This is a genomic window from Sinorhizobium sp. P24N7 (genome assembly GCF_042436655.1).
GTDB lineage: Bacteria > Pseudomonadota > Alphaproteobacteria > Rhizobiales > Rhizobiaceae > Sinorhizobium > Sinorhizobium meliloti_A.
Genome location: NZ_JBHMIW010000006.1, coordinates 179,488 through 191,996 on the forward strand (window position 1 = coordinate 179,488; position 12,509 = coordinate 191,996).

The following is a 12,509-nucleotide window of genomic DNA, read 5'->3' on the forward strand; positions in this document are numbered from 1 at the left end:
AGCCGATCGGCAGCTTCCGAGGGGTGATCCTCCCTTGGATTCAGCATCTGGTGCGTAACTAGATGTTGAAATCTATATATAGCCGTGAACATAAAGTGAATCAGCGGGAGTCAGCGATTCGTCTCTGATTCGTTCCGTCGCTGTTCCAGAATCCAGAACTGCAGTTGAAAGGGGAGCCGCAAGATATGGTTGGCCGCTTGGTGCATTTATTCCCCGTGAACCCTTGCGTTTGGCATGTCGCATAGGCATCTGTTTCCCGCCGGAGCGTGAACGCGCGCCGGCTCACCATACGTGTTCCTTAAATCGGAGCCGTTTTAAGGATAATACATACGCCAAATCAGCACTGCAGCGAGCTTTGCGCGACCAAGGAAGCGCGGTGCTGTAGAGACTGTCCGGGATCGAGACCTTGTCTTTTCAATCCATGATCCTGAGCGGCCGCGGCGTGACCGCGGTGCTCGGACCCACCAATACCGGCAAGACCCATTATGCGATCGAGCGCATGATCGCGCATGACAGCGGCGTCATAGGGCTGCCGCTGAGATTGCTCGCACGCGAGGTCTATACGCGTCTCGTGGAGAAGGTCGGCCACCACAATGTCGCGCTGATCACGGGCGAGGAAAAGATCGCCCCGCATCGCGCCCGCTTTTCGGTCTGCACGGTGGAAGCGATGCCGCGCGAGACCACGGCCTCCTTCGTGGCGATCGATGAGGTTCAGCTCGCGGGCGATCTCGAACGCGGCCATATCTTCACAGACCGGATACTGCACCTGCGCGGCCGCGGCGAGACGCTGCTGCTCGGCGCCGCGACGATGCGGCCGATCCTCGAATATCTGCTGCCCGGCATCACCGTCGTCGAGCGGCCGCGCATGTCGCAGCTTCTCTATGCCGGCTCCAAGAAAATCACCCGCCTGCCGAACCGCTCGGCAATCGTCGCCTTTTCGGCCGACGAGGTCTATGCGATCGCGGAGCTCATCCGGCGCCAGCGCGGCGGCGCGGCCGTCGTACTGGGCGCGCTTTCGCCGCGAACCCGCAATGCCCAGGTGGCGCTCTATCAGGAGGGCGACGTCGACTACCTCGTGGCGACCGACGCGATCGGCATGGGGCTGAACCTCGACGTCGACCATGTCGCCTTCGCTCAGGACAGGAAGTTCGACGGCTACCAGTACCGTAACCTCAATCCGGCGGAGCTCGCCCAGGTCGCGGGGCGCGCGGGCAGGCACGTACGGGACGGGACCTTCGGCGTGACCGGACGCGTCGATCCGTTCGACGAGGAGCTGGTGCATCGCATCGAATCGCACGAGTTCGACCCGGTCCGCGTGCTGCAATGGCGCTCCAAGGCGCTCGACTTTTCTTCGCTGAAGGCACTGAAAAAGAGCCTCGAGGCCGCACCGGCGGTATCCGGCCTGGCCCGGGCGCTCCCGGCCGTCGATCAGCAGGCTCTCGAGCATCTGACCCGCTACCCGGAGATCGTCGACGTCGCCACGGCGTCCGAGCGCGTCGAGAAGCTCTGGGAAGCCTGCGCGCTCCCGGATTATCGCCGCATCACGCCGGCTCAGCATGCGGACCTGATCTCGACCATCTATGCGGACCTCGTTCGCCATGGCACGGTCAACGAAGATTTCATGGCCGAACAGGTCCGGCGCGCCGATCATACGGACGGCGAAATCGACACACTTTCGGCGCGAATTGCGCAGATCAGGACCTGGACCTATGTATCCAACCGGCCCGGGTGGCTTGCCGATCCGACACACTGGCAAGAAAAGACGCGGGAAATCGAAGATCGATTGTCCGACGCGCTACATGAAAGGTTGACGAAACGCTTTGTTGATCGCAGGACATCTGTGCTCATGAAGCGCCTGAGAGAGAATGCGATGCTGGAAGCAGAAATCAGTGTGAATGGTGATGTCTTCGTCGAGGGACACCATGTGGGTCAGCTAGCCGGTTTCCGGTTCACGCTCGCCGCGGGCAGCGAGGGAACGGACGCGAAGGCCGTTCAGGGTGCCGCCCATAAGGCGCTCGCGCTGGAATTCGAAGCGCGCGCCGCTCGTCTCCATGCGGCCGGCAATGGCGACCTTGCTCTGTCGTCGGACGGTCTTGTCCGTTGGCTCGGCGATCCGGTCGCGCGGCTCACGGCGAGCGACCACGTCATGCGTCCCCGCGTCATCCTGCTTGCCGACGACCAGCTTCAGGCTAATGCCCGCGAACATGTCCTGGCGCGGATCGAGCGTTTCGTGAACCATCACATCAGCACGGTGCTGAAGCCTCTGGACGACATTTCGCGCGCCGAGGATCTGGAGGGTCTCGCCAAGGGTCTCGCCTTCCAGATCGTCGAGAATCTCGGCGTGCTCTTCCGTCGCGACGTCGCCGAAGACGTAAAGTCGCTCGATCAGGAGAGCCGCGCATCGATTCGCAGATACGGTGTACGCTTCGGCGCCTATCACATCTTCCTCCCCGCGCTTCTGAAGCCGGCTCCGGCGGAGCTGATCACGCTTCTCTGGGCACTGAAGAATGACGGGCTGGACAAGCCCGGTTACGGCGAGCTCATCCCGATGCTTGCCGCCGGCCGTACCTCGGTCGTCACCGATCCGTCTTTCGAGCGGACCTTCTACAAGCTCGCGGGCTTCCGGTTCCTCGGCAAGCGCGCGGTGCGGATCGATATCCTCGAGCGGCTTGCCGATCTCATCCGTCCGCTCCTGCAGTGGAAGCCGGGGACGTCGCCGCGTCCGGAAGGCGCCTATGACGGCCGCCGTTTCGTCGCGACGACGTCGATGTTGTCCATTCTCGGGGCGACGCCGGATGACATGGAGGAAATCCTCAAGGGTCTCGGCTATCGCGCCGACGCCGTGCCGGCCGAAGAGGCGGCAGCTTTCCTGGCAAGCCAGAATGGGGACACGGCGCCTGCCGAAGAGGCCGGTGCGAGCGTAGCGGATGCGGGCGTTGAGGCGGAGGCCGCGGATGCGCCTGCCGCAGAGACGGAAGCCGCCGCCGATACCGCAGCTGCAACGACGCCGGCGGCGCCGGCAAGCGACGATGCAGCGGCACCGGCTGAGCCGGAAGCCCCGGTTGAAGCCAAGCCGGTGCTCCTGTGGCGTCCGGGCACCCGTCAGGACAATCAGCGACAGGGCGGTCGCCAGGGCGAACAGCGCCGAGGGGGCCAGCGCCATGGCCAGACCGAAGGCCGCGAGGGCGGCCGCAGGCAGGCTCCTCATGGCAAGTCGCAGGGCAAGCCCTGGGAAGGCAAGCCGCAGGAAGGCAAGGGGTCCGAAGGAAGGCCGGGCGGTCAGCGAAAGGACCGCGGCGACCGGCACGATCGAAACAAGTCGTCTCCCTCCAAGTTCGAAGGGCGCCCGCCCCGCAAGGAAAAGCCGATCGATCCGGATTCGCCTTTCGCCAAACTCGCTGCTCTGAAGGAGCAGATGAAGAAGTAGGTCAAGCTCATGGAAAAACAGCCGCCGTCCGCCCCTGCAATGCGCCAGCGGCTCGACAAGTGGCTGTTCTTCGCCCGGCTGATCAAATCGCGTTCGCTCGCCCAGAAGGCGATCGAGGCGGGCCATGTGGCCGTCAACGGCAGGCGTGAGACGCAATCGTCCGCCCAGATCAGGGCCGGCGACATGCTCGAGGTGTCGCTGGGGCGGCGCGATCTCGTCGTGCGCGTGCTGCTGCCCGGGTCCCGCCGCGGTCCCTATGAGGAAGCGCGCCTCCTCTACGAGGATCTGACCCCCGCCGTACCCGCCGTCAGACCCACGCTTTTCGAGCAGGCGACGCGCGACCGCGGCGCGGGGCGGCCGACAAAGCGGGAGCGCCGCGAGACGGACCGCTTGCGGCCGGGGCCGGACCCCGAAGACGACTGATTTTCAGACTTTGAACCCGGCGCCGTACACTGTCGCAGGCGGCCTGCAACCGATTTCGGCACGCCCGTCCCGAGGCTGGAAAACTGTGCCCCCACAGGGGCAAATCGCGCATGGATAATTCTTGCAAAGGCCAGTCAAAGCCTTTACGTGACAAGCAACGCTACAGTGCCGAACGTCCAGTTCGAGGGGCGAAGGTTGGTGTAGCAGCTTGAACCGATGTGTGGTTTCACCGGATCGATTCCGATTCACGAAGCCATGCTGAGGATGGCATTCGGGTCTGCATCGGCAGCTATGCGTGCCGGACATGCCTAGCATGCGCGGGCGATCGAGTATCACCGTTGATTGCCGTCTGCCATCAAATGTGAGCATTGGCTGGAGTACCTCATGACGTATGTCGTGACCGATAACTGCATTCGCTGCAAGTACACGGACTGCGTTGAAGTCTGCCCGGTGGATTGTTTCTATGAGGGGGAGAACTTCCTCGTCATCCATCCGGATGAATGCATCGACTGCGGCGTATGCGAGCCGGAATGTCCCGCGGGTGCAATCAAGCCGGATACCGAGCCGGGGCTCGATATGTGGTTGAAACTGAACGCGGAATTTTCCACGCAGTGGCCGAACATCACCGTTAAGCGCGACCCGCTGCCGGAGGCCAAGGAGATGGATGGGGTAGAAGAAAAATACGAGAAGTATTTTTCTTCCGAACCGGGACAGGGCGACTGAGACGGGCTTCGGCCGCTCGGTTCGTCGATGCTGACGGACGACAGATGGCGAGGCCGGAAAGCTGGGGAAATCCTGCCGGCACTTCGCGCTTGCGAGCGCGGCGACTTGATCGTTGCCGTGCAGCAAATTATTGATTTCCGCTCTTTTTTGTGATAGTTTTCACGCACTGATCCACAGAGGGTGCTTTTGCGCGCCCGAAAACCAGCACGAAAGCAAACGATCTCCACCGCGCGGCACTTTTGAGATATGCAACGGCCCGTTGCTTGTGACTGCGCCCTAAGAGCTTGTTTGCGTTTCGTTGGAGGACCAGGTGGACCCACCCGGCGGTACCCCCGTCTATCCCGGGCCTGACTGACCCGGCCCCGGCCCCTGTGAAGGCCGGGTGCGCACTAGGGAGTGTTTGAAACGAATGACCACCCAGCAGAAGAAATCTTCAACGCGCCAAGGCTTCAAGACCGGTGAATCGATCGTTTACCCGGCCCATGGCGTTGGCCAGATCGTCGCGATTGAGGAGCAGGAAGTCGCGGGCATGAAGCTCGAACTCTTTGTCATCGACTTCGAGAAGGACAAGATGCGTCTCAAGGTGCCGGTGGCGAAGGCCGTGGGCATCGGCATGCGCAAGCTGTCCGAAACCGATTTCGTCGACCGCGCGTTGAAGGTCGTGCAGGGCAAGGCGCGCGTGAAGCGGACCATGTGGTCGCGCCGCGCTCAGGAATACGATGCCAAGATCAATTCCGGCGATCTTATTTCCATCGCGGAAGTCGTACGCGACCTCTATCGCGCCGAGAACCAGCCGGAACAGTCCTATTCCGAGCGCCAGCTCTATGAAGCCGCGCTTGACCGGATGGCGCGCGAAATCGCTGCCGTGAACAGGATGTCGGAAACGGAGGCCGTTCGCCTCGTCGAGGCCAATCTCAACAAGGGCCCGAAGCGCGGCAAGGCTATCGAAGAAGACGACGCACAGGACGAAGCCGCTTAAGCGCTCCTTGCGTCAATCAACCAGACAGGCCCGGCCTTCACAAAGGCCGGGCTTTTTTGTTGCCGTATATTCCCTGATGCTGAGCGCTGGATTGCGCAAGAAGGCGGGAGCCGGGGCGCGGCGAAGCCGCGCTACAATCGTTGGGGCGTACAGCGGCGGTATCCACAATCAAAAATCGCTGTCGCCCGCGGAACTTTTCGCGCCCGCGCACGTTTAACACTCCCGGCAGAGAGGTCTTCGCCTGTGCTGCCGAGCGATCTTGGCCCCGTGATTTCCTCACGCCTCAGGTTCGTATTCTTCCATCTAGGGCGCCCTGTCATTTCGTCAACCAGCGCCATCCGTCCCGTTGCCGAACGCAGCAAGAGAGCGCTCGGCGTTTGGAGTTCAATCGTGAAATGGCGCTCGCCGCCAGCTACGGAGCAATCGATGAAGACCCTCACAGCAGACAGGCGTATGATCAAGATTGCCATGGAAGCGCCCTATCTCGAGCGGGACGAGGAACATGCGCTCGCACAGGCCTGGCGGAACGATAACGATCAGGAGGCGCGCAACAAGATTGCAATGTCGCACATGCGTCTGGTGATTTCGATGGCGGCGAAGTTCCGCAGTTTCGGGCTGCCCATGGGAGATCTCGTGCAGGAGGGGCATATAGGGCTCCTGGAGGCCGCAGCGCGTTTCGAGCCGAGCCGGGAGGTGCGTTTCTCGACCTATGCGACCTGGTGGATCCGCGCATCGATGCAGGATTACGTGCTGCGCAACTGGTCGATCGTACGCGGCGGCACCAGTTCGGCGCAGAAGGCGCTGTTTTTCAATCTGCGCCGGTTGCGCGCGAGGCTCGCCCAGGGGGACAGACAATTGACCTCTCAGGCGGTGCACGAGGAGATAGCCGCGGCGCTCGGTGTCAGCCTTGCCGACGTGCAGACGATGGATGCGCGCCTTTCCGGAAACGACGCGTCGCTGCAGGCGCCGATCGGCGGCGGCGACCCGGATGCCGGCGCCCGGCTGGATTTCCTGGCGAGCGAAGCACCTCTGCCCGACGAACAGGTGAGCGATCTGATCGACGGCGAGCGCGCCCGCCGATGGCTGCAGATCGCGCTCGGAGAACTCAGCGAACGTGAAATGAAGATCATTCGCGCCCGCCGCCTGACGGAGGATGGCGCCACGCTGGAGGAACTCGGCGTCGCGCTTGGAATATCGAAGGAACGGGTGCGGCAGATCGAAACGCGCGCGCTCGAAAAGCTTCGTGCGGCGCTCACCGCCAAGGCGCCCGCACTGACGGCGGCGATGCATTGAAGCGCGATGCTTCGAAACGCCATTTGCCCCTCATCCGCCTGCCGGCGCCTTCCCCCCGCAGGCGGGCCCGGGGGACGAGCCTCGGCCTCGCCAATGCTCAATTGAGCGACTGAGAGGCGAAACGGCGGCGTGAGTCCTCTTCTCCCCGCGAGCGGGGAGAAGGCCGCGGCTGCGGCGCCGTTACGCCGCCTCACTCCGAAATGATCTTCACCTTGTCGCCGGGTCTGACCGTCGATGTGATCTGCATCGCATTGATCAGCCGGAAAAGGTCGAGCTTGCGGTCCGTACCCATCATGCGGGCCGCAAGGGTCGCGATCGTATCGCCGGACCTGACCGTGACCACCCGGACGCGCAGCGGCTTCAATGACTGGACCTCGCCGGACGTCATGCGGCGGAAGGAGGTTCGCAACTGGTTTGCCGTCGGCTCGAGTGCGCTCGAGCCTTTCGGAACGGCCGTCAGGAAGCGGTAGATGCGCTCGCCGAACCTGATCACCGTGACGTCGAAATCCCAGCGGTCGGCCGATGCGCGCGCCGTTGCGGCCTCGAGGCCGTTGACGGTGATAGGGCGGATCGTATCGGGCTTGAGGCCCGTTACCCACCCGCTGGCAATGTAGTCGGTGAGGCTGCGCCGGCTCGTGTCGGCGATGCCGTCGAAACGAATGGCGACCTCGCCCGGGCCGGTGGCAAGCACCGCCTCGGCCTTGTTGTCGATCTGGAAGCCGGTGGGCACGTCGAAGCGTATGCCGAGCTGGCCGTGCAGGAAGGTCTGTCCGCGGACATAGCCCTCCTGCGGGCTGTCGCCATAGAGGATACCGTCGATGCCAGCGAGGTAATAGTCGCGCCCGCGATCGCCGCTCGTCCCCTCGGGGCCGAAGGCACGGGCATGCCGGCGCGCGAGATCGACGCGTTGCGGCGCGTTGGGGTGGCTCGACAGGAAGTCGAGGCTCTGGTCCGCCTCCGGATCGACCGCGCTGAAGCGGCTATAGGCGGCCATGGAATCGAGGAAGCGCGCCGCCGAATAGGGGTCGTATCCCGCCTCGCCCAGCATGCGGACGCCGATCACGTCGGCCTGCAGTTCCTGATTGCGCGAGAAGGCGGCAAGGCGCAGCTTGCCGCGGGCAAGCGCCTGCTTGCCGGCAAGATCGGAGGAGAGCACCTCGGAGACGACGCGGCTGGCGATCACCTCCGCCTCCTCGCGCTGCTGCCGCTGGATGCCGTGATTGGCCGTCACATGCGCCATCTCGTGCGAGAGCACGGCGGCCACTTCCGCGGCGTCGTTGGCGAGCGCCAGCAGACCGCGCGTCACGTAGAGATAGCCGCCCGGAAGCGCGAAAGCGTTGATTGCCGGCGAGTTGAGAATGGTGATGCGGTAGGATTGCTGCGGGTTTTCCGAAACCGCCGTCAGGGCGCCGGTGATCCGGGCGACCAGCCGCTCGGTCTTGGCGTCGCGGTATTCTCCGCCGTAGCTCGCCACGATGCGCGGATGCTCGCGCGCACCGAGCTGGGCCCGCGGGTCGTTCTTCTGCACTTCCTCGACGATCTGCGGATTCGAAGATGGCGAAACGGTGGGCTCGTAGGTCTGCTCGATGACGGATTGGCAGCCAGCCATCAGCGTCGTGGCACCCAATGCGACCAGCGCTCGTGCGCGCACGGCTCCATGCCGCCGCGGAAACCAGCCATTCATGACTGCCTGCCTTATCATGCCTCAGCCCGTCCCCATCCGCCGGCGCGACCCGCGGCTCGAAGCCATTCATCGCAGTCGGCGAAAAGTCCTACTTTTTCAGCCGGATGCGGCGCACCGGCGCGGGTGTTTCAGCCAGGATTCTGCTGTATCCGATTTCAGCGCCGCCTGCCTAGCCGACCCCAGTAGAAATAGTTGCCCCGTGGTATCGCAGCAACGGATGCGCGAATTTTGCGAGATACCCGCTGGTGTCTCCCGCGCCTCGCACGGCGCGGCGGTCAAATTGTGGCGTCCGGCGAATTTAGTTCGTCCGGCGTCGGATCGGTCGCCGCGAACAGGTCGTCATCCCTCCTTGCCGAGGAACCGGTTGATGGCCGTGATGTCGCGGCGCCCGAGAAACCGATCGACCTCATCATGGGCGACAATCCGGCCCCGGTCGAGGAAAAGAACGCTGTCGGCGAGCGCCCTCACGTCATCGGGATGATGCGTGATCATCAGTATCGTGTTGCCTTCCTCCTCGTGCAGATCGCTGATGAGTGTCCGCATCTCGGCGCGCATGCCGGGGTCGAGCGCAGCGAAAGGCTCGTCGAGCAGGAGGATCGGGCGGTGCCGCACGAAGGCGCGCGCGAGCGCGACCCTCTGGCGTTCGCCGCCTGAAAGCGTCGGCGGCAGCCGCTTGCCAAAACCGGCGAGCCCGACACGGGCCAGTGCGTCCTCCACTTTCATGCGGTCGGCCGCGTCCAGTCGCAGCGCCGGGCTGATGCCGAAGCCGACATTGGTTGCGGCGTCGAGATGTGCGAAGAGGTTATGTTCCTGAAATATGATCGATACCGGCCGTTCCGCCGGCGGGCGACCGGTCATTTCCTCGCCGAAGATGCGGACTTCCCCGCGCTCCGGTTGCTCGAAGCCGGCGATGACGTTGAAGAGCGTCGACTTGCCCGAGCCGGAGGCGCCGGCCACGGCGACGATCCGCTCCGCGGGAACCGTGCAGTCGAAGGCGAGCGTCGTTGTTTCGAAGCTTATCTCGATGCCCTTTACGGCGAGAGCGGTGGAACTCATGTGTATTTACCCTCCGGCCGCCTCTCCTCTCCCGCCGTGCCGAGCACCGTCAGGACAAGGCAGAGAAGGCCGAGAACCAGCGCCAGTCCGGCCGCATCCGCGGTGCGATAGCTGCCCATCCGGCTATAGAGCAGATAAGGGAGGGTTACCATGTCCTCGGAGCCGAAAAGAGCGACGGCTCCCAGATCGCCGAGCGAGAGGGCCATGGCAAAGGAAAAGGCGACGAAGAGAGGTTTGCGCAGACCCGGCCAGTCGATCCACAGCAGGCGGTGGAAGCCCCCGATGCCGAGGCTCGCGGCAAGGCGCGCGGTGCGAGCGGCATGCGTCGCCATGGCCGGCGCCAGCACCCGGTGAACGAAGGGAAGCGCCATCAGCGCATTGATGGCGACGACGACGGCCGGCGCGAAACGGGCGACGTCCCCGAACGGCCTCAGGAGCAGGAACCATCCGGCGCCGAGCACGACGGGAGGCACGAGCAGTATGAAGGAGGTGCTTGCGCCGATCCCTCCGGCAAAGAGGCGAGCCGCCGGCCCCGGGCGCCGGCGCGCCAGCGCGAGGCGTTCGGTACGGATCATCAGCGCCGCGATGATTACCGAAATCGCGGCGGAGACAAGGGCGATCGTCGCGCTCATGGCGAGCGCCCGATGGAATGCCGGCTCGCTCACGAGACGGACGAGGTCGGCCTTCGATCCGCTATAGGCGATGGCCGCAAAGGGCAGGCCGATGAGGATGACGGCGAGTACCAGCCAGATACGGTCGGCAAGCCGCGACAGACCGCTCGCGCCGTCGAAACGCCGGATGGCCCTGCCGCTCGTCTCTCCCTCCAGCGGCGCCGGCGCGATCAATTTCAAGACGAGAAGCAGCGCTCCGGTAAGGGCGACCTGAAGTGCCGAAAGGGCGATCGCCCGCGGCGGATCGAAGTCGAAGCGCAGCGCCTGGTAGATCGCCACTTCGAGCGTGCTCGCGGCCGGCCCCCCGCCAAGCGTCAGCACGAGCGTGAAGCTGGTGGCGCAGAGCATGAAGATGAGCCCGGCGATGCCGGGAAGCAATCCACGGATCACCGGCCACTCGATGAAGCGAAAGGTGGCGAAGGAACCCATGCCGAGATTGGCGCAGCTGCGCCAGTATTCGGCCGGAATGCGCTCGATGCCGGCAAGCATCAAGCGTGCGGCGAGCGGCATGTTGAAGAAGACATGGGCAATGAGAATGCCGGAGAGGCCATAGATGCTGACCGGCTGCTCCAACCCGCCTGCCGAAAGCACCCTGTTCAAGAGCCCCTGCCGGCCCCAGATTTCGATCAGCCCGAGTGCGGCGACGATCGCCGGCAGGCCGAGTGGCAGCGCCAGAAGCCGCAGCACCCAGATGCGGCCGGGGAACGAAGCCTGGCGGGCAAGTGCCCGGGCCACGGGTATGGCGAAAAGGATGGCAAGAAGCGTCGAGAGGCTGGCCTGCAGCAGCGTGAAGCGTGTGATGCGCCAGATATAGGCATCGAAAAGCGGACCGGCGCCGGCGCTGCCGGCCGACTGGGCAAGCAGTGCCGCGCCGGCGAGGCCGACGAAAAGCAGGATGCCGCCGAAGGCGAAGGCCCCGGCGGCGATTGTCATCTTGCTTTCCTTCGTGCCGGACAATCCGGCCTCAGTTCCGGCTCATGGCGGCCAGCCATTCGTCGACCCAGGCCTTGCGGTTGGCGGCGACCTCCTCGGAGGGAATGAGGAGCGTCTTTTGCGGGTCGACGAGCTTGCTGAAGGCTTCCGGCAGTGGCTCCTTGGTTGCGGTCACCGGCATCATCCAGTTGGTCGTCGGGATGATCGACTGGAATTCCGGACCGATCATGAAGGTCAGGAAGTTTCGGGCGAGTTCCGGGTCCTTCGCGTTCTTCGTCAATGCGGCGACTTCGATCTGGATATAGTGGCCTTCGGCGAAGGGGGCCGCCTGGTAGCGCTCGGTGTTTTCCGCGACCATGTGATAGGCGGGCGAGGTGGTGTAGGAGAGAACCATCGGGGCCTCGCCCTTCGTGAAGAGGCCATAGGCTTCCGACCAGCCCGGCGTGACCGTCAGCACGCGGTCCTTGAGCTTCGCCCAGGCCTGGCCGGCCTGGTCGCCATAGACCGACTTCACCCACAGCAGGAGGCCGAGGCCGGGGGTTGAGGTCCGCGGGTCCTCGATGACGATCTTCTGCGACGGATCGCCCTCGACCAGGTCCTTGAGGCTCTTCGGTGGACCCTTCAGCGTCTCGGTGTCGTAGACAACGGCGAAATGGCCGTAGTCATACGGTATGAAGGTGTCGTCGGAGAAGCCGCCCGGGACCTTGACGGAAGCGGTATCGGCGCCGTGCGGCGCGAAGAAGCCGGTCGCCTTCGCCTCCGCCACCAGATTGGTGTCGAGACCGAGTACGATGTCGGCCTTGGATCCCTGACCTTCGAGCTTCAGCCGCGTCAGGAGTTCGACCCCGTCGGCAACCCCTACATAATCGACCTTGCAGTCGCAGGTCTTCTCGAACGCTTCCGCCACCTTGGCGCCCGGCCCCCATTCGGTGATGAAGCTCTCATAGGTATAGACCGTCAGGGTTTTTTCCGCGGCCGCCGCGCTCACGGAAAATACCGCGATCGAAGCTGCGGCGATCGCAAGCCGGCCAAGGATTTTTCGATGGAGTGAACTGGACATTCTGGCACCTCTCCCTTTGTTGTTGCTGCAATGGGAAAAGCGCGTATCGGTCCGATCGCTTCTAATCCCTCCGCCGGTATGAGCCGGATCAGGTTCCGCGGGTTGGCTCGAAGCCTCTCAGCCACGGTCGCAAAAGCCGACCAGGGCACCCCGTTAGAGCAGCAAGAGATTTAGCTTCCGGCGACGGCTTAGGCAAGCTGAGTTTCAGCAGGGGCGTTTGCCGTCCGCGTCAGCCGCGCTATTAAAAGTCAAACAATTGC

Annotated in this window: 9 protein-coding genes and 1 riboswitch; of the genes, 5 read left to right on the forward strand and 4 right to left on the reverse strand. The window is 63.9% G+C overall.

Annotation, left to right across the window (positions count from 1 at the left end; all coding sequences use genetic code 11):
* Positions 1 to 421: 421 nt before the first annotated feature.
* The 5 genes from ACFHWW_RS12250 to ACFHWW_RS12270 all read left to right on the forward strand — a co-directional run bounded on the left by ACFHWW_RS12250 (position 422) and on the right by ACFHWW_RS12270 (position 6,845).
* The gene (locus ACFHWW_RS12250) at positions 422 to 3,427 is read left to right on the forward strand and encodes a helicase-related protein (RefSeq protein WP_379938630.1); all 3,006 of its coding nucleotides are present in this window, start codon (positions 422 to 424) and stop codon (positions 3,425 to 3,427) included.
* A gap of 9 nt (positions 3,428 to 3,436) precedes the next feature.
* The gene (locus ACFHWW_RS12255; RefSeq protein ID WP_379938417.1) at positions 3,437 to 3,850 is read left to right on the forward strand and encodes an RNA-binding S4 domain-containing protein; all 414 of its coding nucleotides are present in this window, start codon (positions 3,437 to 3,439) and stop codon (positions 3,848 to 3,850) included.
* A 384-nt stretch (positions 3,851 to 4,234) separates the two neighbouring features.
* Positions 4,235 to 4,573: a ferredoxin FdxA gene (gene fdxA, locus ACFHWW_RS12260; RefSeq protein ID WP_003535779.1), complete on the forward strand. Its 339-nt coding sequence runs from the start codon at positions 4,235 to 4,237 to the stop codon at positions 4,571 to 4,573.
* A 409-nt stretch (positions 4,574 to 4,982) separates the two neighbouring features.
* On the forward strand, positions 4,983 to 5,552 hold the full coding sequence (locus ACFHWW_RS12265; protein WP_003535785.1) for a CarD family transcriptional regulator: 570 nt from the start codon (positions 4,983 to 4,985) through the stop codon (positions 5,550 to 5,552).
* Between the two features lie 426 nt (positions 5,553 to 5,978).
* The gene (locus ACFHWW_RS12270) at positions 5,979 to 6,845 is read left to right on the forward strand and encodes an RNA polymerase factor sigma-32 (protein WP_379938421.1); all 867 of its coding nucleotides are present in this window, start codon (positions 5,979 to 5,981) and stop codon (positions 6,843 to 6,845) included.
* A gap of 190 nt (positions 6,846 to 7,035) precedes the next feature.
* Here ACFHWW_RS12270 and ACFHWW_RS12275 read toward each other — a convergent pair whose 3' ends face one another.
* The 4 genes from ACFHWW_RS12275 to thiB form a co-directional block, all read right to left on the reverse strand.
* The gene (locus tag ACFHWW_RS12275) at positions 7,036 to 8,529 is read right to left on the reverse strand and encodes a M48 family metalloprotease (protein ID WP_275597131.1); all 1,494 of its coding nucleotides are present in this window, start codon (positions 8,527 to 8,529) and stop codon (positions 7,036 to 7,038) included.
* Between the two features lie 339 nt (positions 8,530 to 8,868).
* Positions 8,869 to 9,585, reverse strand: coding sequence for a thiamine ABC transporter ATP-binding protein (thiQ, locus tag ACFHWW_RS12280; RefSeq protein WP_100672687.1), 717 nt, complete (start codon positions 9,583 to 9,585; stop codon positions 8,869 to 8,871).
* Positions 9,582 to 11,213, reverse strand: a complete 1,632-nt coding sequence (gene thiP, locus ACFHWW_RS12285) for a thiamine/thiamine pyrophosphate ABC transporter permease ThiP (RefSeq protein WP_338283707.1) — start codon at positions 11,211 to 11,213, stop codon at positions 9,582 to 9,584. Before thiP ends, thiQ begins: the two co-directional genes overlap by 4 nt.
* A 7-nt stretch (positions 11,214 to 11,220) precedes the next feature.
* Positions 11,221 to 12,249 (reverse strand): thiamine ABC transporter substrate binding subunit, encoded by a 1,029-nt coding sequence (gene thiB, locus ACFHWW_RS12290; RefSeq protein ID WP_379938424.1) that lies wholly within the window; start codon positions 12,247 to 12,249, stop codon positions 11,221 to 11,223.
* A gap of 48 nt (positions 12,250 to 12,297) precedes the next feature.
* A riboswitch (TPP riboswitch) is annotated at positions 12,298 to 12,412 on the reverse strand.
* Positions 12,413 to 12,509: the final 97 nt, after the last annotated feature.